The following is a 24,996-nucleotide window of genomic DNA, read 5'->3' on the forward strand; positions in this document are numbered from 1 at the left end:
CACGTCTGATGAAAGAATAGGCCCATGCTCGCTCGCACCTCCGACCCGATCGTCGCCATCGCCACCGCGCCCGGCCGTGGGGCCGTGGGCATCGTCCGGGTCTCGGGCCAGGGGCTCGGCCCGCTGGTCGCCGCGCTGTGCGCCAGGCCGCTCAAGCCGCGCGAGGCGACCTACCTGCCCTTTCGCGATGCGGCCGGCGAGGCCATCGACCACGGGCTGGCGCTGCACTTCCCGGCGCCGCACTCCTTCACCGGCGAAGACGTGCTCGAGCTGCAGGCCCATGGCGGCACGGTCGTGCTGCAGCTGCTGCTGTCGCGCTGCCTCGAGGCCGCGGCCGAAGTCGATGCGACGACCGGCCGTCCGCGGCTGCGCGGCCTGCGCGTGGCCGAGCCGGGCGAGTTCAGCCAGCGCGCCTTCCTCAACGGCAAGGTCGACCTGGCGCAGGCCGAGGCGATCGCCGACCTGATCGACGCCAGCACCGAGGCGGCGGCACGCAGCGCCGGGCGTTCGCTGTCGGGCGCCTTCTCGCGCGAGATCCACACGCTGCGCGACGCGCTGATCCATCTGCGCATGCTGGTCGAGGCCACGCTCGACTTCCCCGAGGAGGACATCGACTTCCTGCAGAAGGCCGACGCCACCGGCCAGCTCGCCGCGCTGCAGGCGCAGCTGGTGGCGGTGCGCCAGCGGGCGCGCCAGGGCGCGCTGCTGCGCGAGGGCATCAAGGTGGTGATCGCGGGCCAGCCCAACGCCGGCAAGAGTTCGCTGCTCAACGCGCTGGCCGGGGCCGAGCTGGCCATCGTCAGCGCGATCGCGGGCACCACGCGCGACGTGGTCTCGCAGACGCTGCAGATCCACGGCGTGCCGCTGCACGTGGCCGACACCGCGGGCCTGCGCGAGAGCAGCGACGAGGTCGAGCGCATCGGCGTGGCCCGTGCCTGGGACCAGATCGAGAGCGCCGATGCGGTGCTGTTCCTGCACGACCTCACGCGCGCCGGCTCGGCCGACTACGCCCGGGCCGACGCCGACATCCTGCGCACGCTGCAAGAGAAGCTGTCGGCCAGCGTGCCGGTGCTCGACGTCTGGAACAAGCAGGATGCCGCGAGCGCGCCCGCGCCGGCCGACGGCCTCGCGCTGTCGGCCAGGACCGGCGAGGGCCTCGAGGCGCTGCGCCTGCGGCTGCTCGAGGTGGCCGGCTGGCAGGCCGTGCCCGAAGGCCTCTACCTGGCGCGCGCGCGGCACGTCGACGCGCTGGGCCGCGTGGCCGTGCACCTGGACATCGCCGCGGCGCAATTGGCAGCCCGCATGCCGGCCCTCGACCTGCTGGCCGAAGAGCTGCGGCTGGCGCAGAACGCGCTCAACGAGATCACCGGCGAGTTCGGCTCGGACGACCTGCTGGGCGTCATTTTTTCCCGTTTTTGCATAGGAAAGTAGTAAGTCTTGGGTGACATGTAGTAACATTTTGGTCTACATTTCGCCCATTCCACTTTTTGAACCAAGGGACCTGCGCCATGGCTTCCGCGATCCAGAATCTTTGCGATGCGATCGCGCAGAACACCAGCTATGACGCCTTTGCGCCGGCATTGAGTCCCGCGCAGTGGGAGTTGCTGGCCGGCTACATGCAGCGCTTCGAGCTGGCAGCCGGTCAGACGCTGATCGACCAGGGCGCCAAGGACAGCACGGTGTTCCTGATCGAGAGCGGCGTGCTCAGCGTGCACCTCGCGGGCAGCAAGGGCCAGATGCAGCTGGCGATCCTGAGTCCGGGTTCGGTGGTCGGCGAGGGGGCCTTCTTTTCGCGCCTGCCGCGCTCCGCCAACGTGGCGGCCATTGCCGAGTCCTGGGTCTGGCGGCTGACGCCGGGGCGCTTCACCGAACTGGCCAACCGGCAGCCCACCCTGGCGCTGGAGGTGGTGCAGGCCCTGGGGGGCGTCATCGCCAAGCGCATGGTCGACCGGCTCAAGCGCATCGCCGTCACCTGAGCCTCGCGCGACCGGGCCGGCCGCGAAGGCTCAGCCCTTCTGCAGCTTGTCGATCGCGACCGCCAGCGCGTCCGGCTTGCCGGACAGCACCAGCGTGTCGGCGTCGCCCAGCACGGTGTCGTCCACGGCCGGTGCCGCCGCGCCGTTGCGGCGCCGGATGCCGACGATGCGCACGCCCACCGCCTGCAATGCCACCTGCCCCACCGTCTGGCCGATGGCGCGCGCGCCGGTGCTCAGCGTGAAGCTGTTGAGCCGTGCGTGGTCGAGTTCGTCGGCCTTGTCGTCGTCGGCGCCGTGGAAGTAGCCGCGCAGCAGGTTGTAGCGCGCATCGCGCTGGTCCTGCACCACGCGGATCACGCGCCGCATCGGCACGCCGACCAGCGCCAGTGCATGGCTGGCCAGCATCAGCGAGCCCTCGATGGCCTCGGGCACCACCTCGGTGGCGCCGGCGGCCTGCAGTTTCTCCAGGTCGAGGTCGTCCTGTGTACGCACCACCACCGGCACCTGGGGCGCATGGGTGCGGGTGTTGGCCAGCACCTTGAGCGCGCCCGGCACGTCGAGGTAGGTCACGACCACCGCGCTGGCGCGCGCCAGGCCGGCGGCCATCAGCGCCTGCAGCCGCGCCGCGTCGCCGAACACCACCGAGTCGCCGGCGGCCGCGGCCTGGCGCACGCGGTCCGGGTCGAGGTCCAGCGCCATGTAGGGGATGCCCTCGCGCTCGAGGATGCGCGCCAGGTTCTGGCCGCAGCGGCCGTAGCCGCAGATGATCACGTGCTGCGCGGTGTTGATGGTCTTGCGCGCGATGCTGGTCATCTGCAGCGACTGCTGCATCCAGTCGCTGGCCACCAGCTTGCGCACGATGGCGTTGCTGTAGAGGATGATGAAGGGCGTGGCCAGCATCGACAGCACCATCGAGGCCAGCACCGGGTTGGCCAGCCAGGCCGGCAGCAGGCTGCGGTCCTGGGCCAGCGTCAGCAGCACGAAGCCGAATTCGCCGGCCTGCGCCAGGTAGAGGCCGGTGCGCAGCGACACGCCGGTGGTCGCGCCCAGGCCGCGCGCCAGCAGCGTGACCAGCCCCAGCTTGAAGGCCAGCGGCAGCACCAGCAGCACCGCCACCAGCAGCCAGCGCTCGATCACGATGTGCCAGTCGAGCGACATGCCGATGGTGATGAAGAACAGGCCCAGCAGCACGTCGTGGAAGGGCCGGATGTCGGTTTCCACTTGGTGCTTGTATTCGGTCTCCGACACCAGCATGCCGGCGATGAAGGCGCCCAGCGCCAGGCTCAGGCCCGCGAGCTCGGTCAGCCAGGCCAGGCCCAGCGTGATCAGCAGCAGGTTGAGCATGAACAGCTCCTCGCTGCGTCGGCGCGCCACCAGCGTGAGCCACCAGCGCATCACGCGCGGGCCGCCGTAGAGCAGGATGCCGACCAGGAACACCGCCTTGGCCATGGCGATCGACAGCGCCTTGAACAGCGCCTCGGGCGGCGCGCCCAGCGCCGGGATCAGCACCAGCAGCGGCACCACGGCCAGGTCCTGGAACAGCAGCACGCCCATCACGCGCTTGCCGTGCTCGCTCTCGAGTTCGAGCCGCTCGGCCATCAGTTTCACCACGATGGCGGTGCTGCTCATGGTGAGCGCGCCCGACAGCGCCAGCGCGGTCTGCCAGCCCAGCTGCCAGGCCGGCGGCAGCAGGCGCGCGAGCAGCAGCGCGGCGACGGTGGCCAGGCTCATGGTAAGCACCACCTGCATCAGCCCGAGCCCGAACACATGCTTGCGCATCGCACGCAGCTTGGGCAGGCTGAATTCGAGCCCGATCACGAACATCAGGAACACCACGCCGAACTCGCCCAGGTGCCGGATGCCCTCGTTGTTCTGCGCCAGCGCGAAGGCGTGCGGGCCGATCAGCACGCCGGCCGTCAGGTAGCCCAGCATCGGCGGCAGCTTGAGCGAACGGCAGATCACCACCCCGATCACTGCGGCCAGCAGGTACAACAGCGTGAGATCGAGGGAGGACATCACCCGATGCTAGCAAGGGCCATGCACACGGCGCGTCCGGGGCTTCGCAAGGCCATGCGGCGGCGCGGCGCGGGCCGCGGGGCGTCCGACCGATAAAATCCGGGCAATGAGCACCCGCCCCCCCCAGGCCTTCGCGGCCGACCCCGAGACGCTGTTGGCGCGGGCACGTACCACCTTCGAGATCGAAGCCGCCGCCGTGCTGGGCCTGAAGTCGCGCATCGGCCCCAGCTTCGTCGAGGCCGTGCACAAGATCCTGGCCGTGCGCGGCCGGGTCGTGGTGATGGGCATGGGCAAGAGCGGCCACGTGGGCCGCAAGATCGCCGCCACGCTGGCGTCGACCGGCACGCCCGCGATGTTCGTGCACCCGGCCGAGGCGAGCCACGGCGACCTGGGCATGATCAAGGCGGTAGACCTGGTGCTCGCGATCTCCAACAGCGGCGAGAGCGACGAGCTCGCCGCCATCCTGCCGGTCGTCAAGCGCCAGGGCGTGCCGCTGATCGCCATCACCGGCGGCGCCGGGTCGATGCTCGCGCGCCATGCCGACCTGGTGCTCGACAGCAGCGTCGAGAAGGAGGCCTGCCCGCTCAACCTCGCGCCCACCGCCAGCACCACCGCGCAGATGGCCATGGGCGACGCGCTCGCCGTGGCGCTGCTCGATGCGCGCGGTTTCGGCGCCGAGGACTTCGCGCGTTCGCACCCGGGCGGTGCGCTGGGCCGCAAGCTGCTCACGCTGGTCAGCGACCTGATGCGCGCCGACGACCAGGTGCCGCGCATCGCACCCACCGCGGGCTTCAGCGAGCTGATGCGCGAGATGAGTTCCAAGGGCCTGGGCGCCGCCGCGGTGGTCGATGCCGACGGCCGCGTGCAGGGCATCTTCACCGACGGCGACCTGCGCCGGCTGATCGAGACCGGCGCCGATCTGCGCTCGCTCAGCGCGGCCGACGTGATGCACCGCGCCCCGCGCACCATCCGCGCCGAGGCGCTGGGCGTCGAGGCCGCCGAACTCATGGAGCAGCACCGCATCACCAGCGTGCTGGTGGTGGACGCGCAGAACGTGCTGGTCGGTGCCCTGAGCATCAACGACCTGATGCGCGCCAAGGTCATCTGATGACGACGGCCCGCTTCACGCCCGAGACCCTGCTGGCCGCACAGGACGTGCGCATCGCCTTCTTCGACATCGACGGCGTGCTGACCGACGGCGGCGTCTTCTTCAGCGAGGACGGCGAGACGCTCAAGCGCTTCAGCATCCTCGACGGCTACGGCCTCAAGCTGCTGCGCAAGGCCGGCATCGAGCCTGCGGTGATCACCGGGCGCGACTCCAAGCCGCTGCGCGTGCGGCTCGAGGCGCTGGGCATCGTGCATGTGCGCTACGGTACCGAGGACAAGCTGCCGGCAGCCGAGGCGATGCTGGCGCAGCTCGGCTTCTCCTGGGCGCAGGCCGCCGCCATCGGCGACGACTGGCCCGACCTGCCGGTGCTCGGCCGCGTCGGCTTCGCGGCCGCGCCGCCCAATGCACACGCCGAAGTGCGCGCCCGCGTCCACCACGTGACCACCGCGCGTGGTGGCGAAGGTGCGGCGCGCGAGTTCTGCGACCTGTTGCTGACCGCGGGCGGTCACTACCGCCGGCTGCTCGATGCCGTCCTGGGGGCGGCCGCATGAAGGCCCCGCGCCTGCTGCTGCGCGACGCGCTCGATCGCGTCACGATCTACCTGCCCGTCATCCTCACCGCCCTGCTCGCGCTGGGCACCTACTGGCTGGTGCGCAACGCGCCCAAGCTGCTGGAGCCCACCGTCAAGGAGGCGCCCACGCACGATCCCGACTACTTCATGCGCGGTTTCGTGGTGAAGAACTTCCTGCCCAGCGGGGACCTGCGCAGCGAACTGTTTGGCAAGGAAGGCCGGCACTATCCGGACAACGACACGATGGAAGTCGACCAGGTGCGCATGCGTGCGATCTCGCCGGAGGGGCTGGTCACCCAGGCCACCGCCAACCGTGGCCTGTCCAACGGCGATGGTTCGGAGATCCAGCTGTTCGGCAATGCCGTGGTGGTGCGCGAAGCCGCCACCGGCAACAGCGGGCGCGTCGTGCCGCGCCTCGAGTTCCGCGGCGAGTTCCTGCACGCCTACCTCGACACCGAGCGCGTCACCTCCAACAAGCCCGTCACCCTGACCCGCGGCACGGACCGCTTCACGGCGGACACGCTGGACTACGACAACCTCAGCGGCGTCGCCAACCTGCAGGGGCGCGTGCGCGGCCAGTTGATGCCCTCGCCCGCCGCGCTGCGGCAGGCCCGCTGAGGACCGCCATGACCGCGACCCCGCTCGTCTTCATCACCGGCGCCTCGAGCGGCATCGGCCAGGCGCTGGCGGCCCGCTTCTACGAGGCCGGCTATCGGCTGGCGCTGGTGGCGCGCCGCACCGCGGAGATCGAGGCCTGGGCCGCGGCCCGCGGGATTGCCTCCGATCGCTGCGAGATCTACGGCGCCGACGTGGCGCAGATCGATGCGATCGCCGCTGTCGGTGCGCGCTGCATCGAACGCCAGGGCCTGCCCGACGTGGTGATCGCCAATGCGGGCATCAGCGTGGGCATCGACACCGCCGACCGGGCCGATCTCGACGTGCTGGCCCAGACCTTCGCCGTCAACAACGTCGGCCTGGCCGCCACCTTCCACCCCTTCGTCGCCGCGATGGCGGCGCGCGGCAGCGGCCGGCTGGTCGGCATCGGCAGCGTGGCCGCGATCCGCGGACTGCCCGGCCACGGCGCCTATTGCGCGAGCAAGGCCGGCGTGGTCGCGTACTGCGAAAGCCTGCGCGGTGAAATGCGCGCGAGCGGCGTCAAGGTGGTCACCGTCTGCCCGGGCTACATCGACACGCCATTGACCCAGGGCAACCGTTACGGCATGCCCTTCCTGATGCAGCCCGAGGACTTCGCCGAGCGCGCCTTCCGCACCATCGAGGCGGGCAGCAGCTACCGCGTCATTCCCTGGCAGATGGGGGTGCTCGCCAAGCTGATGCGGCTGGCGCCGAATGCGCTGTTCGACCGCGCCGTCCAGGGGCGGGGCCGGAAGCGGCGCAAGGGCGAATAGCCCGTTTCAGGTTGGCGCCACCGAGGCGGGCCGGACATGAAAAAAGCTCCCGAGGGAGCTTTTTTGCTGGAATGAGAGAGTGGGCTCAATAGCCGCCGTTGCCGCCGCCACCGTAGCCACCACCGCCGCCGCCGTAACCGCCGCCACCACCGCTGCGGCCACCGCCGCCGCGCGGGCCGGCGCCATAGGGGCTGCGAAAGCCGCCGTCACCACCACCGCCGCCGCCACCGCTGCGACCACCACCGCCGCCGTAGCCGCCACCACCACCGCCGCTGCGTCCGCCGCCGCCACCACCGTAGCCGCCGCCACCGCCGCCGTATCCCCCACCACCGCTGCCGCCGCCGCCGTAACCGCCGCCGCCACCACCGTAGCCACCGCCGCCGCCGCTACGGGGCGGGCGGGCTTCCATCGGGCGCGCTTCGTTGACCACGACGCTGCGGCCGCCCAGGGGCTGGCCGTTCATGCCGTTGATGGCGGCTTGCGCCTCGGCATCGCTGCCCATCTCGACGAAGCCGAAGCCCTTCGAGCGGCCGGTGTCGCGTTCCATCATGACCTTGGCGCTGGTGACCGCGCCGAACTGGCCGAAGGCCTGCTCGAGATCGCCATCGCGCACGGAATATGGCAGGTTGCCGACGTACAGTTTGTTGCCCATTGAGGGACTCCTATAAACACATCAATGAAAGCGATGGAGTCCCGAAAGCACCAGCCCGGAGAGCATTCCGAGCCGCGCGAAACTGTCCGATCACCCAGTTGCCGCCCTGGGAAATTTAAAGGGAGGCTCGTGCATTATGGGTGAAATATCCGGATTGAAAACAGGATTTGCGCGTGAACACAAGCCCCGTGCAAATTTATAAGAAGCTAGCGCTCGCTCACAAATCAGCTCTGGCGGGCATTTACAATTTGCGTGTCATTGGGGAGTAGCCGCCTTCCATCGCGAGAAGGGTTTGCGTCAACAGACTTGTCCTGCCCCACACGGGACATGGCGCAAACGGTGAGAACTTGGCGAGACCTTTGACCATGCAGCTTCGGAATTTGGCCGAAGGCGCTGCATGGTCAATTGCGTCCTTCGGCCCAAGGAACCCACGTTCATCATGGAAGCTTTTCTCGTCGCCACCGGCATCGTTGCCCTGGCGGAAATGGGCGACAAGACCCAACTTCTGGCCCTCGTCCTCGCGGCGCGTTTCCGCAAGCCCTGGCCCATCGTGCTGGGCATCTTCACCGCCACCATCGTCAACCATGCGCTCGCGGGCGCGGTCGGCGCCTTCGTCACGCAATGGCTCGGCCCGACCACCTTGCGCTGGCTGCTGGGCGCCTCCTTCATCGCGATGGCGGCCTGGATGCTGATCCCCGACAAGCTCGACGAGGAGGACACCGGCGTGCGCTCCCACTTCGGCGTGTTCGGCACCACCGTCGTGGCCTTCTTCCTGGCCGAGATGGGCGACAAGACCCAGATCGCGACCGTGATGCTCGCGGCGCGCTTCGTGCACGACTACTTCGGCGTGGTCGCCGGCACCACCCTCGGCATGATGCTGGCCAACGCGCCCGTGGTCTTCCTCGGCGAACGCATCATGCGGCGCGTGCCCATCAAGCTGGTCCACGGCCTCTCGGCCGCGATCTTCCTGGTGCTGGGCATCGTCATGATCGTGGGCTGGTAGCACCTCCGTACCCTTCGCCCCACACTCTTCTCTTTTCCAAAAACACCGCGGAACCGGCTTTGCCGGGCCGCCGGTGTTGCCCCCGGAAGGGGGAAGGCGAAGCGACACGCAGTGCGCGAGCCCTCGGGGGGGAGCCAAGTCCTACCGCGGAACCGGCTTTGCCGGGCCGCCGGTGTTGCCCCCGGAAGGGGGAAGGCGAAGCGACACGAAGTGCGCGAGCCCTCGGGGGGGAGCCAAGTCCTACCGCGGAACCGGCTTTGCCGGGCCGCCGGTGTTGCCCCCGGAAGGGGGAAGGCGAAGCGACACGAAGCGCGCGAGCCCTCGGGGCGATATACTGACCCTGCGCCGATTTGCTACAGCTTGCGGGCGCTTAACAAATTCAGCTAAAGACCGTGGCCGACCCCGGCTCGTTTTTTGGCGAGGCCGGGTTTTTCTTTGTCCATGTCTTCCTCCCTCGAAGCCGTTTCCCAGTCGATGTCCTTCCCGGGGCCGCTGCCCCTGCGCAGCGGTGCGTCGCTCGGCGACTACATGCTGGCCTACGAGACCTACGGCACGCTCAACGCCGACCGCAGCAATGCGGTGCTGGTGTGCCATGCGCTCAACGCCTCGCACCACCTGGCGGGCGTGTACGCCGGCCAGCCCAAGTCCGAGGGCTGGTGGGACAACATGATCGGCCCGGGCAAGCCGCTCGACACCGACCGCTTCTTCGTCATCGGCGTCAACAACCTCGGCTCCTGCTTCGGCTCGACCGGCCCGATGCACACCGACCCCGCCACCGGCCGCGTCTACGGCGCCGACTTCCCGGTGGTCACGGTCGAGGACTGGGTCGACGCGCAGGCCGGCCTGCTTGATGCGCTGGGCATCCGGACGCTGGCCGCCGTGATGGGCGGCAGCCTGGGCGGCATGCAGGCGCTGTCGTGGACGCTGCAGTACCCGGACCGGGTGCGCAACGCGGTGGTGGTGGCGAGCGCGCCCAACCTCACGGCCGAGAACATCGCGTTCAACGAAGTGGCGCGGCGCGCGATCGTGACCGACCCCGACTTCCACGGCGGCCATTTCTACGAACACGGCGTGATCCCCAAGCGCGGCCTGCGCATCGCCCGCATGATCGGCCACATCACCTACCTCAGCGACGACGTGATGAACGCCAAGTTCGGTCGCGAACTCCGCAGCGCGGTGGAGGGCGAGCTGGCCGGCACCACCTACCGCTACTCGACGCAGGAGGTCGAGTTCCAGATCGAGAGCTACCTGCGCTACCAGGGCGACAAGTTCAGCGAGTACTTCGACGCCAACACCTACCTGCTGATCACACGCGCGCTCGACTATTTCGATCCGGCGCGCGAACACGGCGGCGACCTGACCCGGGCCTTCGCGCGGGCCAGCGCCAAGTTCCTGCTGGTCAGCTTCACCACCGACTGGCGCTTCTCGCCCCAGCGCAGCCGCGAACTGGTCAAGGCGCTGCTCGACAACCGCCGCAGCGTGAGCTACGCCGAGATCGACGCGCCGCACGGGCACGATGCCTTCCTGCTCGACGACGTGCGCTACATGGGCGTAGTCCGCTCCTACTTCGAGCGGGTTGCCGCCGAACTCGCCGGAGCCGCAGCATGAGCGACCTCGACACCCAACGCCTGATCGCCCGCCTGGTGCCCGAAGGCGCGCGCGTGCTCGACCTCGGCTGCGGCGACGGCGCGCTGCTCGACCTGCTGCAGCGCGAGCGCGGCTGCACTGGCTACGGCGTGGAGATCGCCGACGGCAACGTGCTGCAGTGCATCCGCCGCGGCGTCGACGTGATCCAGCTCAACCTCGACGAAGGCCTGGCGATGTTCGACGACGCCACCTTCGACGTGGTGCTGCAGATCGACACGCTGCAGCACCTGCGCAATGCCGAGGTCATGCTGCGCGAGACGGCGCGCGTGGGCCGCATCGGCATCGTGGCCTTCCCCAACTTCGCGCACTGGCCCAACCGCCTGAGCATCGTGCGCGGCCGCATGCCGGTCACGCGCCGGCTGCCCTACCAGTGGTACGACACGCCCAACATCCGGGTCGGCACCTTCAAGGACTTCGAGGTGCTGGCGCAGAAGAACCAACTGCGGGTGCTCGACGCCTTCGGCGTGCAGCAGGACCGCGAGGTGCGCTGGCTGCCGAACGCGCGCGCCAGCACGGCCGTCTTCAAGTTCGAACGCGCCTGAGGCCGTGGCGCAGACGCTGGCCGGTGCGGTGCACAGCGAGCTCTCGATCAAGAAGAGCCGCTTCATCGGCTGCGTGCAGCCCGTCGCCGACCGCGAGGCCGCGCTGCAGGTCGTGGCCGCGCTGCGCGCGCAGCATCCCGGCGCGGCCCATGTCTGCTGGGCACTGATGGCCGGCGGCCAGTCGGCCGCCAACGACGACGGCGAACCCGGCGGCACCGCCGGCCGCCCCATGCTCGAGGTGCTGCGCCACCAGGAACTCGAAGGCGTGCTGGCCACCGTGGTGCGCTACTTCGGCGGCGTGAAGCTGGGCGCGGGCGGCCTGGTGCGGGCCTACACCGATGCCGTGGCGCAGGCGCTGCTGGGCGCCGCCAAGCTGCCGCTGCAACGGCTGCGCGTGTGCTGCTGCGCCGTGCCCTATGCAATGGAGGGCGCGCTGCGGCGCGAACTGGCGGCGGCCGGCGCCACGCTGGGCGAGGTTGCGCACGGCACGCTGGTCGCGCTGCAGTTCAGCGTGGTCGAGTCCGAGGCCGACGCGCTGGTGCGGCGCATCGACGATCTCACGCAGGGGCGCGCGGACTGGCGCGCGGTCTGAGGCGCGAGCGCTTCAGCCGAGCGACGTGCCGCAGCGGCGGCAGAAACGCGCATCGGCCGCGTGGCCTTCGGTGCCGCAGCCGGTGCAGCGCGTCGTCATGTCGCCGAGGAGGCCGCGGCCGATGAGGCCCTCGGGCGCCGCATCGCGCCCGTGCCGCACCATCTCCGCCGACACGATGCCCGTGGGCACCGCCAGCACGCCCCAGCCCAGCAGCATCATCAGCGAGGCGATCGCGCGGCCGATGTCGGTCTTGGGCACCAGGTCGCCGAAGCCCACCGTGGTCATGGTCGAGATGGCCCAGTAGATCGCCACCGGGATGCTGGTGAAGCCGTGCTGCGGCCCTTCGACCACGTACATCAGTGTGCCCAGCACCAGCACCACCATGAAGACGAAGCCGACGAAGACCATGATCTTGCGCCGGCTGGCTGCCAGCGCGGTGGCCAGCGCGCGGTACTCGGCCGCATAGCGCGACATCTTGAAGATCCGGAACACGCGCAGCAGCCGCAGGATGCGCACGTCGATCAGCACCGACAGTCCGGGCACCAGGATCGCGAGGTAGGTGGGCAGCAGCGCCAGCAGGTCGACCACGCCATAGAAGCTGCGCGCATAGCGCAGCGGCCGGCCCAGGCAGGCGAGCCGCGCGATGTACTCGAGCGTGAAGACGACGGTGAAGACCCACTCGAAGGCGCCGAACACCTCGCCCCAGCGCGCGCGGATCGGCTGCACGCTGTCGAGCATCACCACCAGCACGCTGAACAGGATGACCGCGATCAGCAGCAAGTCGAAGGCACGGCCGGCGCGGGTCTCCGATTCGAAGATCACCGAGTAGAGCCGCAGGCGCCAGCCATGCGTGGGCTTGCCGAAGCGCACCTCGTCGCTGAAGGACGCGCGCGTTGTGCCGCCGCTGGGCAAGGGCTTTGAGGACATGGCTTGGTGTTTGATGGAATCGCAGGCATTGTGGCTGCTGCGCCTATGGCGCAGTGCGGGCGCACCATGCCGATCGAAAGTTCGCATGCGGGTGGCTGGGAATGGATTCGTTACCAATCTTTCTCAAAGAAGTGCCACCAGCGTCCACATGCTTCTTACGATAGGCCGTTTCCCAGAGGAGTAAGTCTTGGCTTCACAGTCCCCCTTCTTCGGCAAGCGTGACCGCGACACCGACAACTTCAATTCCCGTCCCGCACCGCTCGTCGGCGCCGGCACCAACCTCGCAGGTACACCCGTCAATCCTTCTTCCCTCACCACCGGCGCATCCAGCGCCGCCGCCGCGGCACCCGCGGTCAAGGAAGGCGGCAGCAAGCTCACCGTCGGCCCGAACATCAAGCTCAAGGGCGTGGAGATCACCGACTGCGACACGCTAGTGGTCGAAGGCATGGTCGAGGCCACCATGGACTCGCGCGTGATCCAGATTTCCGAGCAGGGCGAGTTCAAGGGCTCGGCCGAGATCGACATCGCGGAGATCCGCGGCGTGTTCGACGGCAACCTCACGGTGCGCGAGAAGCTGGTGATCCACTCGACCGGCAAGGTCACGGGCAAGATCCGCTACGGCAAGATCGTGATCGAGGAAGGCGGCCAGCTGTCGGGCGAGATCAGCTTCGGCACCAGCGAAAGCAAGAAGTCCGGCCTGCAGTCGGCTTGATGCGATGCGGGCTCAGCCCCGCAGTTTCGTCAGCAAGGCACCCGCCGCGGCGGGTGCTTTTTCTTTGGCGCCGTTGATGAAGAAGACGAACACCTCGCGCGTCTTCGCCGCCACGTCGTCGACGCCTTCCACGCGCGGCAGCCCGGCCGGCGTACCGCCCTCGGCCCAGTGCTGCGCATGGTCGGCCCAGGCCGCGAGCGCCTTGGGCGCATAGCCGCTCTTGAGCTTGGCGTCGCTGTTCATGAGCCGCGCATAGGCGAAGTCGGCCGTGAGGTTGGCGAAGGACGGAAACTTCGGCGAGTCGGTGAACACCGTGGCTACGCCGTGCCGGCGTGCCAGCGCCAGGTAGTCGGGCGTCATGAAGCTCTCGTGCCGCACGTCCATCACGTGGCGCAGCGCGCGGCTGCCCTCCTTCTTCGGCAGCAGCGCGAGGAAGGCCGCGAAGTCCTCGGCGTCGAACACCTTGGTCGGCATGAACTGCCAGACGATCGGGCCCAGCTTGTCTTTCAATTCGGCGACGCCGCTCTCGACGAAGCGCGCGATCGATTCGCCCGCGCCGGCCAGCAGCTTGCGGTTGGTGGCGAAGCGCGAGGCCTTGAGCGAGAACACGAAGTCCTCGGGCGTCTCGTCGTGCCACTTGCGGAAGCTCTCGGGCTTCATCGTGCTGTAGTAGGTGCCGTTGACCTCGATGGCCGTGACCTGCCGGCTCGCGTAGTGCAGCTCCTGCTTCTGCGGCAGGTCGGACGGGTAGAAGTTGTCGCGCCAGGGTTCGAAGGTCCACCCACCGATGCCCACGCGGATGCCGGGCGTCACCTTGCTGCTGCTCATCGCGTTCCTTCCGGCTTGTCGGGTTTGGGACTGCGCACTCTACGCGGCGGGGCCGCAGGTGCAAAATGCTTTTTTCCCCCGACGATCCCTTTGCGCGGAGACCCCCGATGAACGCCCCCCTGCACCGTGAAATGCCCGCTGGCCTGCTCGACGCCGACCGTGCCCTGTCCGAAGTCTCGGCGAAATGGGACACCGACATCCTGCGTCAGCTCACCGACTACATCGCCATCCCGTCCAAGTCGCCGGGCTTCGACAAGGACTGGTCGGCCAACGGCTACCTGGAGACCGTGCTGCGCAATGCCGCGACCTGGGTCGAGGCACAGAAGATCGAGGGCCTGAAGCTCGAGATCGTGCGCCTCGAAGGCCGCACGCCGGTGCTGTTCTTCGAAGTGCCGGCCAGCGGCACCGACATGAAGGAAACCGTGCTGATGTACGGCCACCTCGACAAGCAGCCCGAGTTCACCGGCTGGCGCAACGACCTCGGCCCCTGGACGCCCAAGTACGAGAACGGCCTGCTCTACGGCCGCGGCGGCGCCGACGACGGCTACGCGGTCTATGCCAGCGTGGCGGCGCTGCAGGCGCTCAAGAGCCAGGGCGCCGCGCACCCGCGCATCGTCGGCCTAATCGAGACCTGCGAGGAAAGCGGCTCCTACGACCTGCTGCCCTACGTCAACGCCCTCCGGCCCCGGCTCGGCGAGGTCGAACTGGTGATCTGCCTGGACTCCGGCGCCGGCAACTACGACCAGCTCTGGCTCACGACCTCGCTGCGCGGCCTGGCGGGCGGCACGCTCAAGGTCGAGGTGCTGACCGAAGGCATCCACTCGGGCGACGCCTCGGGCCTGGTGCCCTCGAGCTTCCGCATCATGCGGCAGGTGCTCGACCGGCTCGAGGACAGCGCCACCGGCCGCCTGCTGCCGGCCAGCTTCCATTGCGAAGTGCCGCCCGACCGCCTGGCGCAGGCCCAGGCCACGGCCGCCATCCTCGGCGACGAACTGTTCAAGCGCTTCCCCTGGGCCCATGCCGACTGCGGCGGTTCGAGCACCTTCACGCTGCCCACCACCAGCGACCCGGTCGAGGCGCTGCTCAACCGCACCTGGCGGCCCGCGCTGTCGGTGGTCGGCGCCGAGGGCTTCCCCGCGCCCAAGGACGCGGGCAACGTGCTGCGGCCCTACACCGCCTTCAAGCTCTCGCTGCGGCTGCCGCCGCTGGTGGATGCCGACAAGGCGGTGCAGGAGCTCAAGGCCCTGCTGGAAGACAACGCGCCCTACCAGGCCAAGGTCACCTTCGACGGCGGCGGCGGCGCCACCGGCTGGAACGCGCCCGAAATCACGCCCTGGTTCGAGCAGGCGCTGCACACCGCCTCGCGCGCACATTTCGGCGCGCCCTGCGGCTACATCGGCCAGGGCGGCACGATCCCGCTGATGAACATGCTGAGCGCGGGCTTCCCGACCGCGCAGATGATGGTCTGCGGCGTGCTCGGCCCCAAGAGCAACGCCCACGGCCCCAACGAGTTCCTGCACGTGCCCTACGCCAAGAAGCTCACGGCCGCGGTGGCCGAGGTGATCGCGGCGCTGCCGGTGGCGCACAAGGCGGCGCAGGCCGAGCCCGCCTGAGGCCAAAAAAAAAGCGCCCCCAAAGGGGCGCCGTACCGAAGCCGCAGATGCGTCTCAGCGTTTCTGCAGCAGACCACTCAGCGAAGACAGCAGGTCTTCGTTGGTGTTGAGTCCCTCGTCGGGAATCTTGCCGTGCGGCGTGAGCTGGTCGATCAGCGAGGGCAGCATCGTGGCCAGCATCGGCAGCAGCATGGCGGCGTTGATGCCCAGCTTGCCGGCGATGGCCGAGACCACGTCGCCGCCGAGCACCTGGTTCAGCTGCCCGCCCGACACCGGCGCGTTGTCGCCCTTGCCGATCCATGAGCCGATCACGTCGCCCAGCCCGGCCTGCTCGAACTTCGAGACCAGGCCTCCCAGCCCGCCCTGCTGTCCGTTGTTGGCCAGCAGCCCGCCGAGGGCGTCGGCCAGCCCGCCCGCATCGCCGAGTCCGCCGGACTTCTGCGCCGCGCCGCCGAGCACCTGACCGAGTACCGAGTCGAGCAATCCCATGGTTTTTCCTTGAAGTTTCTGTTGTGTGACAGTACCGCAGCGATTGTGCTTGGCCGCTGCGCAGAATGAAACAGATCGTAGTCAGGCGATCGGCGTTCCCGTGCGAAATTCCTTCACGGCGGCAGGCGTTTGGCCAGCAGGGGGGCGCTCACGCCCTGCACGCCGACCAGGCCCAGCACCGTGAGCAGCGAGTTCTGCGCCCCGCGCCAGGCCTCGTGCAGGTCGATCCATTCGTCCAGCGCGTGGAAGCCGCCGGTCAGCCCGCCGCCGCCCACCACGATGGCCGGAATGCCCAGCGACATCGGCACGTTGGCGTCGGTGCTGCCGCCGCGGAACACGGTGCGGCGGCCGAAGGCGGTGTTGGCGCGCACCGCGGCCTCGACGATCGGCGTGTCCGAGGGGGTGCGGCCGCCCGGCCGGTCGCCGATCAGGCGGCTTGAGGCGCGCAGCGTGTCCACGCCCCAGCGGTGGTTCTCCTCGCGCACCGCGGCATCGATGGCCGCGAAGATCTTCTTCTCGGTGGCCAGCAGCGGCCCGTTCGCATCGGAACGGATGTCGATCGCCATGCGGGCCTGCGCGGCGATGGTGTTGACCGAGGTGCCGCCGCTGACCGTGCCCACGGTGAAGGTGGTGCGCGGAAAGCGCGGCGTCTTGAGGTCGGCGATCTTGGCGATCGCGCGGCCCATGCCGTGGATCGCGCTGGGCACGCGGCCGAAGGCGCCGAAGCTGTGGCCGCCCGGCCCCTCGAAGGTGACTTCGTAGCGTCGGCTCGCGGTGCCGAAGATCAGCACGCTGCCCTCGGGCGCGGGCTCGAGCGCCACCAGGCCGTCGATCTCCGGGTGCTCGGCGAAGATGTGCTTCATGCCGCGCAGGTTGCCGAGCTCTTCCTCGCCGACATTGGCCGCGAACAGCAGGTCGCCCTCGGTCTGCACCTGCTCTTCGTTGAGCACGCGCAGCCATGACAGCAGCACCGCGAGGCCGCGCGTGTTGTCCGAGATGCCGGGCGCGTAGAGCCGGCCGTCGCGCTCCTTCACCGTGACATCGGTGCCGGCCGGGAACACCGTGTCGAGGTGGGCCGAGACCAGCAGCGTGGGCCCGTTGCCGCGGCCCTTGCGCAGGCCCAGCACATTGCCCTCGGCATCGATACGGGCGTCGCTCAGGCCCAGCGCCTTGAGGCGCGCCAGGAAGGCTTCGGCGCGCGCCTGCTCCTTGAAGGGCGGCGCCTCGATCTCGGTGAGCCGCCGCAGGTCGACGCCCGCGCGCGCATGGTCGTCGCGCACCGCGTCGAGCAGCCGCTGCACCGTTGGCGAGGCCATCAGCTGGACGTAGGCGCGGTCGACCTCGGGCCGCACGGGGGCCGGCACGGCGCTGCGGGAATGCAGGTACTGCCCCTGCGCCGCGGCGGCGACGCAGAGCCCCGCGAGCCAGATCGACGCGGCCCCGGCGGCCCGGCACTTGCTGCGAAACGACCCGCTTCGCAGCGCGCCGCTCATGCGCCGCCCAGGAGCGTCAGTGCGGCCAGCGCGGCGGTCTCGGCGCGCAGCACGCGCGGCCCGAGCCGGGCGGGAAGGAAGCCGCTGTCCAGCGCGCGCGTTTCCTCGGTGCTGCTCAGGCCGCCCTCGGGCCCGCTCAGGATGCGCCAGGCCGCAGCCGCGTGTTCGTGCGCGAGTTCGGCCAGCGGCCGGGTGCCGGGCACCAGGCTGAGCACGGCGCGCTGCGCGCCGTCGTCGGCGGCCGCGACCCAGTCGGCGAAGCTGCGCACCGGATGGATCACGGGCACGCGGTTGCGGCCGCACTGCTCGCAGGCCGCGATCGCGATCGCTTCCCAGTGCGCGCGCTTCTTCTCGGCGCGCTCGGCCGCCAGCCGCAGCACGCCGTGCGCGGTGACCAGCGGCTGGATGCTCGCGACGCCGAGTTCGGTGGCTTTCTCGACCAGCCAGTCCATGCGGTCGTTGGCCGGCATGCCCGGCGCGAGATGCACCGCGGTGACGGCCTCGCGTTCGACCGGATCGTGCGCGCCGACGTTCACCGTGACCTCGCTGCGGCCCATGCGCTCGACCGTGGCCGCGTACTCGCCGCCCCGGCCGTCGAACAGCGTGAGCGCGTCGCCGGGCTGCAGCCGCAGCACCTGCACGTGGCGCGCCGCACCGGGCGGCAGCGAGAGCGTGGTGCCGGCGCCCAGCGCCACGGCACAGTGGAAGCGCGCCACCTCAGACCCGGCCGTAGGCGAAACCGACCGCCGCCTGCGTGCCTTCGATCTCGTCGATGGCGCGCAGCAGCGGTGTGAGCTGGGTGTAGCGGCTCGCGGTGGCGCGGATGTAAGCGATGAAACGAGGCGTGTCTTCCAGGTAGCGCGGCTTGCCGTCGCGCAGCGTGAGCCGCGCGAAGATGCCTGCCACCTTGAGGTGGCGCTGAAGGCCCATCCATTCGACCGCCTGGTAGAAGGCGCCGAAGTCCTCGTCGACCGGCAGCCCGGCCTTGCGCGCCTGCTGCCAGTAGCGCACGGTGATGTCGAGCACGAAGTCCTCGTCCCAGCTCAGGAAGGCATCGCGCATCAGGCTGGCGATGTCGTAGGTGATGGGGCCGTAGACGGCGTCCTGGAAGTCCAGCACGCCCAGCGGCGCATGGGCTTCACCGGACAGCATCAGATTGCGCGGCATGAAGTCGCGGTGCACATACACGCTGGGCGATGCGAGGTTGTTCTCGAGGATGGCCCTGAAGCTGCGCTCGAGCCGCTCCTGCAGCTTGCCCTCGATCGTCACGCCGCGGTACCGCCGCACGTACCACTCGGGGAACAGCGCGAGTTCCCGCTCCAGCAGCGCCCGGTCGTAGGGCGGCAGCACGCCCGGCTTCGAGGCCAGTTGCCAGGCGATCAGCGCGTCGATGGCCTGGGCGTAGAGCGGCCGGCTGGCATCGGCGTTGGCCGGGTCGAGCACGTCGAGCATGGTCTGGCGGCCCAGGTCGTCCAGCAGCATGAAGCCCACGGCCGGGTCCCATTCGAGCACCTCGGGCGCCTTCACGCCGGCCGCATGCAGCAGGCCGGCCACGTGCACGAAGGGCGCGCTGTCTTCCTTCTCGGGCGGCGCGTCCATCACGATGCGCGACCGTGCGGTGCCGTCGTGGCAGTCGATGCGGAAGTAGCGCCGGAAACTGGCGTCGGCCGAGGCCAGCCGGACCGTGTCCGGCTTCAGGCCATGGGCGGGTGCGATGCGTGCAAGCCAGGCGGCGAAGGCCGCGGCGCGGTCCGGGTCGTCCCAGAGGATGGGGGGGGCGGGAGCGAGGGACGTGGGCGGGGATGCGGTCATGGATAATCGATTCTACAAATCCGCGTCTTGCGGACCCCACGGCAGCCGCTCCCCTCGGGGTCCCGCTCTTCTTCTGGCCGACGCTCTTTCGACGATTGCTGACTTCCCTGCCCATGTCCGAAACGAAACGCCACCGTGCCCGGCACGTCGTGCCCATGCCGTCCGCCGCACGGGTCCCGGGCCACGCCCGGGCGCTCGGGGGAGGCCGCGCATGAGTCGACTGCGCCGCCCGCCGCTGCCATTGGCCCTGCTGACCCTGGCCCTGTGGCAGGCGCAGGGGGCCTGGGCGCAGGACAACTGGCTCGATGCCCCGCTGGTGCTGCAGCGCACGCCGCAACTGGTCGAGACCATTCCCAACACCGAGCGCGGCCTGCGCCCGAACCTGATCGAAGGCGACCAGGTTTCCGGCCGCCCCGACCTGGAGACGGTGATCGAAGGCCATGCCTCGATCCGTCGCGGCGACACGGTGATCCGTGCCGACCGCCTCGAGTACTACCAGCCCGACGACCTGGCCAAGGCACGCGGCAACGTGCACGTGAACCAGGCCGGGAACACCTATGACGGACCCGAGCTCCAGCTCAAGCTGGAGACCTTCGAGGGCTTCTTCAACAACGTGCGCTACCAGTTCCTCGCGACCGGCGGCCATGGCGATGCGCAGCGCATCGACTTCGTCGACTCCAGCGTGTCGATCGCCCGGCAGGCCACCTACACCACCTGCCGGCGCGAGGACTACCCCGGCTGGATGCCGGCCTGGATCCTGAGCGCGGCCACGCTCACGACCGACACCGAGGAGAACATCGGCACCGCCACCGACGCGCGCATGACCTTCATGGGCATCACCACGCCGGCGCTGCCCTCGATGACCTTCCCGCTCAACAACCAGCGCCAGAGCGGCGTGCTGCCGCCGGTGTTCGGCGTGGGCAGCGTCAACGGCGCGGAAGTGCTGCTGCCCTACTACTGGAACATCGCGCCCAACCGCGACGCCACTCTCTACCCGACGCTCATGGGCAAGCGGGGCATCAACATCGGCAGCGAGTTCCGCTACCTCGAGAGCACCTACAGCGGCACCGCGCGCGTGGACTACATGCCCACCGATTCGCTGCGCGACCGCGACCGCTGGGGCGTCTGGACCACGCACCGCCAGACCTTCGATCCCAAGCCTTTCGGGCTCGATTCGCTCTCGGCGACGCTGCGCCTGAACCGGGTCAGCGACAACGACTACTGGCGCGATTTCTCGCGCACCCCCACGCTGACCTCGCGGCTGCTCGACAGCGAAGCCGCGGTCAACTGGAGCAAGGGCGACTGGAGCGGCCAGGTGCGTGCCTTGTCCTACCAGACCTTGCAGTACTCGCTGTCGCCGATCACGCCGCCCTACGATCGCATGCCGCAGATCACGGCCAACAACACGCAGTACGACTGGGGTGGCTTCGACGTCACGACCTCGCTCGACTACACGCGCTTTCGCGCCGATTCGCAGTACGCGCCGCTGCTCAACGGACTGCTGCAGCCCAATGGCGAACGCGTGTTCGGCTCGGTGCAGATCAGCCGGCCGTGGATCACGCCCTCGAGTTTCGTGATCCCGAAGCTGCAGCTGCATGCGACCTCCTACCAGTTCGACACGCCGCTGGCCAACGGCGCCAGCTCGGCGAGCCGCACCGTGCCCACCTTCAGTCTCGACAGCGGCCTGGTGTTCGAGCGCGATGCCAGCTTTTTCGGCCGGGCCTTCCGCCAGACGCTGGAGCCGCGGCTGTTCTACGTGAACACGCCCTACCGCGACCAGAGCCAGCTGCCGATCTACGACACCGCGGCCAACGACTTCAACTTCGCGACCATCTATTCCGAAAACGCGTTCTCCGGCAACGACCGCATCTCCGACAGCAACCTGCTGACGGCCGGCGTGAGCACGCGATTGATCGACCCCGACACCGGGGCCGAGGCCGCGCGCTTCGGTATTGCGCAGCGCTTCCGCTTCGCCGATCAGCGCGTCACGCTGCCGGGCGTGCTGCCGGCGACCGACCGGCTGAGCGACGTGCTGCTCGGTGCGCAGATCAACTGGACCCCGAAGTGGAGCGTGGACACCACGATCCAATACAACCCCGACGAGGGCCGCTCGGTGCGCAGCACGCTGAGTGCGCGCTACAGCCCGGGCGCCTATCGCACCATCAATGCGGCGCTGCGCTACCAGGCCGACAGCACGCCCTTGACGCAGGACGGCAACAAGTCGATCGACGTCGGCTGGCAATGGCCGCTCAACGACCTCTGGGGCGACAAGGGCAAGGACCTGGGCAAGGGCCGTGGCGAGGGCGGCGGCCGCTGGTATGCGGTCGGCCGGCTCAACTACAGCCTCAAGGACCGCCAGCTCACCGACGGCGTCGTGGGCGTGGAATATGACGGATGTTGCTGGATCGGGCGCGTGGTGCTGGAACGTCTGACCACGGGACAGGTCACAGCCAACACGCGGATCATGTTCCAGATCGAGTTCGTGGGCTTCGCCAGCGTGGGTGTGGGCTCCAACCCGATGACCGCATTGGCCAAGAACATCCAGCGCTACCAGCCCCTGCGCGTGCCCGGCGATTCGCCGAGCCGCTTCACCAATTACGACTGAACCCTGTCACCATGAAATCTTCTCGCTCCACCCTCACCCTGGCGTGCCTTGCCATGCTGGCGGCCGCCGCGTCGGGCGTGCAAGCGCAGGGCCTGGGCATGCGTCCTGGCGGCGGCACGGGCATCACCGACATCATGCGCGGCGGCGCCCGCGTCACGGCGCCGGCGCAGGTGCCCCGCAGCGCCGCGGTGCAGCCCGCGCCGACCGGGCAACGCGCGGCCGAGTACATCGTGGCGCTGGTCAATTCCGAGCCCGTGACCAACACCGAAGTCCAGAAGCGCGCGACCCGGATCCTGCGCGAGAACCCCGAGGCCCAGCGCGTGCCACGCGCCGACCTCAATCGCATGGTGCTCGAACGCATCGTGGTCGAGCGCGCGCAGCTGCAGCTGGCCAAGGAAAGCGGCATCAAGGTCGACGACCAGGCGGTGGACCAGGCCGAACAGCTGGTGGCGCGCCAGAACCAGGTCCCTCAGGAAGAGTTGTACCGTCGCCTCGATTCCGAAGGCATCACCCGCGCGGAATTCCGAAGCGACCTGCGCGACCAGCTGCTGCTGACCCGCCTGCGCGAGCGCGAGGTCAACGCCCGGGTCAAGATCAGCGACTCCGAGGTCGACCAGTTCATCCAGGACCAGCGCAGCGGCAATGCCGTGGCCGCGCCGGAAATCAACCTGGCGCACGTGCTCGTCACCGTGCCCGAGGATTCGAGCGAAGCCCAGATCGCGGCGCTGCAGAAGAAGGCCCAGGGCGTGGCCGACCGGGCGCGTGCCGGCGAGGACTTCGCCAAGCTGGCGCGCGAGAACTCCGACTCGCCCGATCGCGCCAACGGTGGCTCGCTGGGCCTGCGCGGCGCCGACCGCTATCCGCCGCTGTTCGTCGAAGCCACGCAGACCACGCCGGTCAACGGCATCGTCGGACCGGTGCGTTCGGGCGCCGGCTTCCATGTGATCAAGGTGCTGGCCAAGGGCCAGGCCGGTGCGGCAGAAGGCGTGGTCACCCAGACCCAGACGCGCCACATCCTGCTGCGCAATGATCCGCAGCGCAGCACCGCGCAAGCCATCGAGCAGCTCGCCGAGTTCAAGCGCCGCGTGCTGGCCGGCACCGCCGACTTCGCCTCGCTGGCGCGCGACAACTCGCAGGACGGCAGCGCCAAGGACGGTGGCGACCTGGGCTGGGCGCGGCCCGGCCAGTTCGTGCCCGAGTTCGAGGAAGCGCTGGACCGGCTCGCGCCGGGGCAGATCAGCGACCCGGTGGTCACGCGCTTCGGCGTCCACCTGATCCAGGCCGTCGCCCGGCGCGAGGCCAAGCTCAGCCAGACCGAGCAGCGCGAAGCCGCGCGTGCCGTGCTGCGCGAGAAGAAGATGGACGAGGCCTACGAGACCTGGGTGCAGGAAGTGCGCGGCCGGGCCTACGTCGAATTTCGCGAGCCGCCGGTCTGATGGCGCAGCACATCGCGCGCAAGCGCTTCGGCCAGCACTTCCTGTCCGACGGCGGCATCATCGACGCGATCGTGGACGGCATCGCGCCGCAGCCCGGCGATGCGATGGTCGAGATCGGGCCGGGTCTGGCGGCGCTCACGCAGCCGCTGGTCGAGCGGCTCGGGCACCTGACCGTGATCGAGCTCGATCGCGACCTGGCGGCGCGTCTGCGCGCGCACGGCCAGCTCGAGGTGATCGAGTCCGACGTGCTCAAGGTCGACTTCGCCGCGCTGGCCGCGCGGCTGGCCGGCCCCGCGCACAAGCCGCTGCGCGTGGTGGGCAACCTGCCCTACAACATCTCCACGCCGATCCTGTTCCATCTGCTGGATTTCGCGCACCTGATCGCCGACCAGCACTTCATGCTGCAGAAGGAAGTCATCGACCGCATGGTGGCCCGGCCCGCCACCTCCGACTACAGCCGGCTGAGCGTGATGCTGCAGTGGCGCTACGCGATGGAGAACTTCCTGTTCGTGCCGCCTGAGAGCTTCGAGCCACCGCCGCGCGTGGACAGCGCCGTGGTGCGCATGGTGCCGCTGGCGCAGCCGCCGGCGGTCGATGCCACCCGTCTGGGCGAGATCGTGCAGGTGGCCTTCAGCCAGCGCCGCAAGATCCTGCGCAACACGCTGGGCCGCTGGCTCGAGGAACACGGTTTTGGCGGCAGCTTCGATGTGCAGCGTCGGGCCGAGGAAGTGCCGGTGGCGGAGTACGTCGCGCTGGCCCAGGCCGTGCCGCCCTGAGCCATCGCGGCGCCATGAAAAAAGCCCGTCGTCGACGGGCTTTTTTCATGTTCGCGGAACGCCGGCGATCCGGTGTGGCCGGACGGCGGGCAGCGCGCTGCGGCGACTCAGGCTGCGGCCAGCCAATACCCTGCGTTGAAGGGACTGCTCATGCGCAATGCCAGTGGCGAGACGTCGACCAACTTGTCGGTCGGCATCTTCTCGGCGGTGGGATCGACCGGTGCGACTTCGATGTCGGCGATCGGCGTGCTTCCTTCAGGAGCCTCGACAGCCCGTTCTGCTTGGCTGGTGTGTGCAGAACGGGCTACAGAAAAGAATAGAAGCAGCGGAACGGGATCTTGCGGTCACCCCAGTAGTCCGAGGCGTCGCGGAAGATGTCGAGCAATTGCTCGCGTGCTTCCTTGTCGAACTTGGCGTTGGCCGGGATCTGCTCGAGCACGATGACAAAACCAGGCTGCGGGCCCGATTTATGCAAGGGATCGGTCATGCAGTCGTACAGCGCGTCGAAGTTCTTCCCGAAATGCGAGGGGAAGGTGAATTGCTGTGCGATGAGGTCGAGCACGTCCTGCTTGGTCTGGGCGTTGGCCAGATTGGCATAGAGGAAGTGCTGTCCCGCCGCGTTCGCAGCCTCCTGCAGGTCGTTCACGCGGAAAGCGCGAATCGACTGCACGATGTTGGGCCGCACGGCACGAAGGGATAAGGTCATCTCCGCAGGTCTTTCCATGGTTGTCGTCGTCGTCGTCATGTCATCGGGGCGCAGGGATGCGCCGCTCCAATTCGGTTCTTTGCTGC

Annotated in this window: 24 protein-coding genes and 1 riboswitch; of the genes, 15 read left to right on the top strand and 9 right to left on the bottom strand. The window is 69.2% G+C overall.

Features of this window, described 5'->3' with window-relative positions:
* Positions 1 to 24 precede the first annotated feature (24 nt).
* Both mnmE and K0H49_RS16780 read left to right on the top strand, forming a co-directional pair.
* On the top strand, positions 25 to 1,431 hold the full coding sequence (mnmE, locus tag K0H49_RS16775) for a tRNA uridine-5-carboxymethylaminomethyl(34) synthesis GTPase MnmE (protein ID WP_219214783.1): 1,407 nt from the start codon (positions 25 to 27) through the stop codon (positions 1,429 to 1,431).
* Between the two features lie 77 nt (positions 1,432 to 1,508).
* Complete coding sequence (locus tag K0H49_RS16780) at positions 1,509 to 1,976, top strand: Crp/Fnr family transcriptional regulator (protein ID WP_219214785.1); 468 nt, start codon at positions 1,509 to 1,511, stop codon at positions 1,974 to 1,976.
* Positions 1,977 to 2,006: 30 nt separating this feature from the next.
* Here K0H49_RS16780 and K0H49_RS16785 read toward each other — a convergent pair whose 3' ends face one another.
* Complete coding sequence (locus tag K0H49_RS16785; RefSeq protein ID WP_219214787.1) at positions 2,007 to 3,992, bottom strand: monovalent cation:proton antiporter-2 (CPA2) family protein; 1,986 nt, start codon at positions 3,990 to 3,992, stop codon at positions 2,007 to 2,009.
* Positions 3,993 to 4,098: 106 nt separating this feature from the next.
* On the opposite strand from K0H49_RS16785, the gene K0H49_RS16790 reads away from it, so the two are divergent.
* The 4 genes from K0H49_RS16790 to K0H49_RS16805 are packed head-to-tail and all read left to right on the top strand — an operon-like array spanning position 4,099 to position 7,077.
* Positions 4,099 to 5,100 (top strand): KpsF/GutQ family sugar-phosphate isomerase, encoded by a 1,002-nt coding sequence (locus tag K0H49_RS16790; protein ID WP_219214790.1) that lies wholly within the window; start codon positions 4,099 to 4,101, stop codon positions 5,098 to 5,100.
* On the top strand, positions 5,100 to 5,651 hold the full coding sequence (locus K0H49_RS16795) for a KdsC family phosphatase (protein ID WP_219214792.1): 552 nt from the start codon (positions 5,100 to 5,102) through the stop codon (positions 5,649 to 5,651). Before K0H49_RS16790 ends, K0H49_RS16795 begins: the two co-directional genes overlap by 1 nt.
* Complete coding sequence (gene lptC, locus K0H49_RS16800) at positions 5,648 to 6,289, top strand: LPS export ABC transporter periplasmic protein LptC (protein ID WP_219214794.1); 642 nt, start codon at positions 5,648 to 5,650, stop codon at positions 6,287 to 6,289. Before K0H49_RS16795 ends, lptC begins: the two co-directional genes overlap by 4 nt.
* An 8-nt stretch (positions 6,290 to 6,297) precedes the next feature.
* The gene (locus tag K0H49_RS16805) at positions 6,298 to 7,077 is read left to right on the top strand and encodes an SDR family oxidoreductase (RefSeq protein ID WP_219214796.1); all 780 of its coding nucleotides are present in this window, start codon (positions 6,298 to 6,300) and stop codon (positions 7,075 to 7,077) included.
* A gap of 85 nt (positions 7,078 to 7,162) precedes the next feature.
* Here K0H49_RS16805 and K0H49_RS16810 read toward each other — a convergent pair whose 3' ends face one another.
* Positions 7,163 to 7,729 (bottom strand): RNA recognition motif domain-containing protein, encoded by a 567-nt coding sequence (locus K0H49_RS16810; RefSeq protein WP_219214799.1) that lies wholly within the window; start codon positions 7,727 to 7,729, stop codon positions 7,163 to 7,165.
* A 248-nt stretch (positions 7,730 to 7,977) separates the two neighbouring features.
* A riboswitch (yybP-ykoY riboswitch) is annotated at positions 7,978 to 8,158 on the top strand.
* A gap of 10 nt (positions 8,159 to 8,168) precedes the next feature.
* Between K0H49_RS16810 and K0H49_RS16815 the strand changes: the two genes are divergently transcribed.
* From K0H49_RS16815 to K0H49_RS16830, 4 genes are all read left to right on the top strand, one after another.
* Complete coding sequence (locus tag K0H49_RS16815) at positions 8,169 to 8,732, top strand: TMEM165/GDT1 family protein (protein ID WP_219214801.1); 564 nt, start codon at positions 8,169 to 8,171, stop codon at positions 8,730 to 8,732.
* A 441-nt stretch (positions 8,733 to 9,173) separates the two neighbouring features.
* Positions 9,174 to 10,340 carry a homoserine O-succinyltransferase MetX gene (gene metX, locus K0H49_RS16820; protein ID WP_219214803.1) on the top strand — a complete coding sequence of 389 codons (1,167 nt, stop codon included), beginning with the start codon at positions 9,174 to 9,176 and terminating at the stop codon, positions 10,338 to 10,340.
* Positions 10,337 to 10,921 (top strand): methionine biosynthesis protein MetW, encoded by a 585-nt coding sequence (gene metW / locus K0H49_RS16825; RefSeq protein ID WP_219214806.1) that lies wholly within the window; start codon positions 10,337 to 10,339, stop codon positions 10,919 to 10,921. Before metX ends, metW begins: the two co-directional genes overlap by 4 nt.
* Before the next feature lie 4 nt (positions 10,922 to 10,925).
* Positions 10,926 to 11,513 (top strand): IMPACT family protein, encoded by a 588-nt coding sequence (locus tag K0H49_RS16830; RefSeq protein ID WP_219214808.1) that lies wholly within the window; start codon positions 10,926 to 10,928, stop codon positions 11,511 to 11,513.
* A gap of 12 nt (positions 11,514 to 11,525) precedes the next feature.
* Here K0H49_RS16830 and K0H49_RS16835 read toward each other — a convergent pair whose 3' ends face one another.
* Entirely contained in the window at positions 11,526 to 12,440 is a 915-nt protein-coding gene (locus tag K0H49_RS16835) for an ion transporter (RefSeq protein ID WP_219214809.1), read from the bottom strand.
* Between the two features lie 187 nt (positions 12,441 to 12,627).
* Here K0H49_RS16835 and K0H49_RS16840 point away from each other — a divergent pair, with 187 nt between their 5' ends.
* Positions 12,628 to 13,152 carry a bactofilin family protein gene (locus K0H49_RS16840; RefSeq protein ID WP_219214812.1) on the top strand — a complete coding sequence of 175 codons (525 nt, stop codon included), beginning with the start codon at positions 12,628 to 12,630 and terminating at the stop codon, positions 13,150 to 13,152.
* Between the two features lie 12 nt (positions 13,153 to 13,164).
* Here the strand turns inward: K0H49_RS16840 and K0H49_RS16845 are convergent, their stop codons facing one another.
* Positions 13,165 to 13,980 (bottom strand): DUF72 domain-containing protein, encoded by an 816-nt coding sequence (locus K0H49_RS16845; RefSeq protein WP_219214815.1) that lies wholly within the window; start codon positions 13,978 to 13,980, stop codon positions 13,165 to 13,167.
* Positions 13,981 to 14,087: 107 nt separating this feature from the next.
* On the opposite strand from K0H49_RS16845, the gene K0H49_RS16850 reads away from it, so the two are divergent.
* Positions 14,088 to 15,593, top strand: a complete 1,506-nt coding sequence (locus tag K0H49_RS16850; protein WP_219214817.1) for a M20 family metallopeptidase — start codon at positions 14,088 to 14,090, stop codon at positions 15,591 to 15,593.
* A 54-nt stretch (positions 15,594 to 15,647) separates the two neighbouring features.
* Here the strand turns inward: K0H49_RS16850 and K0H49_RS16855 are convergent, their stop codons facing one another.
* From K0H49_RS16855 to K0H49_RS16870, 4 genes are all read right to left on the bottom strand, one after another.
* Positions 15,648 to 16,082, bottom strand: coding sequence for a YidB family protein (locus tag K0H49_RS16855; RefSeq protein ID WP_183028552.1), 435 nt, complete (start codon positions 16,080 to 16,082; stop codon positions 15,648 to 15,650).
* Positions 16,083 to 16,195: 113 nt separating this feature from the next.
* On the bottom strand, positions 16,196 to 17,575 hold the full coding sequence (locus K0H49_RS16860) for a M20/M25/M40 family metallo-hydrolase (protein WP_219214820.1): 1,380 nt from the start codon (positions 17,573 to 17,575) through the stop codon (positions 16,196 to 16,198).
* Positions 17,572 to 18,291, bottom strand: coding sequence for a 16S rRNA (uracil(1498)-N(3))-methyltransferase (locus tag K0H49_RS16865; RefSeq protein ID WP_219214823.1), 720 nt, complete (start codon positions 18,289 to 18,291; stop codon positions 17,572 to 17,574). The genes K0H49_RS16860 and K0H49_RS16865 overlap by 4 nt, the downstream gene beginning before the upstream one ends.
* Before the next feature lies 1 nt (position 18,292).
* Positions 18,293 to 19,387, bottom strand: a complete 1,095-nt coding sequence (locus K0H49_RS16870) for an aminoglycoside phosphotransferase family protein (RefSeq protein ID WP_219214825.1) — start codon at positions 19,385 to 19,387, stop codon at positions 18,293 to 18,295.
* Positions 19,388 to 19,598: 211 nt separating this feature from the next.
* Between K0H49_RS16870 and K0H49_RS16875 the strand changes: the two genes are divergently transcribed.
* The 3 genes from K0H49_RS16875 to rsmA are packed head-to-tail and all read left to right on the top strand — an operon-like array spanning position 19,599 to position 24,204.
* The gene (locus K0H49_RS16875) at positions 19,599 to 21,992 is read left to right on the top strand and encodes an LPS-assembly protein LptD (protein ID WP_219214828.1); all 2,394 of its coding nucleotides are present in this window, start codon (positions 19,599 to 19,601) and stop codon (positions 21,990 to 21,992) included.
* Positions 21,993 to 22,003: 11 nt separating this feature from the next.
* Entirely contained in the window at positions 22,004 to 23,428 is a 1,425-nt protein-coding gene (locus K0H49_RS16880) for a peptidylprolyl isomerase (RefSeq protein WP_219214833.1), read from the top strand.
* On the top strand, positions 23,428 to 24,204 hold the full coding sequence (gene rsmA / locus K0H49_RS16885; protein WP_219214836.1) for a 16S rRNA (adenine(1518)-N(6)/adenine(1519)-N(6))-dimethyltransferase RsmA: 777 nt from the start codon (positions 23,428 to 23,430) through the stop codon (positions 24,202 to 24,204). The genes K0H49_RS16880 and rsmA overlap by 1 nt, the downstream gene beginning before the upstream one ends.
* Positions 24,205 to 24,508: 304 nt before the next feature.
* Here the strand turns inward: rsmA and K0H49_RS16890 are convergent, their stop codons facing one another.
* The gene (locus K0H49_RS16890) at positions 24,509 to 24,949 is read right to left on the bottom strand and encodes a barstar family protein (protein ID WP_219215493.1); all 441 of its coding nucleotides are present in this window, start codon (positions 24,947 to 24,949) and stop codon (positions 24,509 to 24,511) included.
* Positions 24,950 to 24,996: the final 47 nt, after the last annotated feature.

Source organism: Variovorax boronicumulans (genome assembly GCF_019352895.1).
GTDB lineage: Bacteria > Pseudomonadota > Gammaproteobacteria > Burkholderiales > Burkholderiaceae_C > Variovorax > Variovorax boronicumulans_A.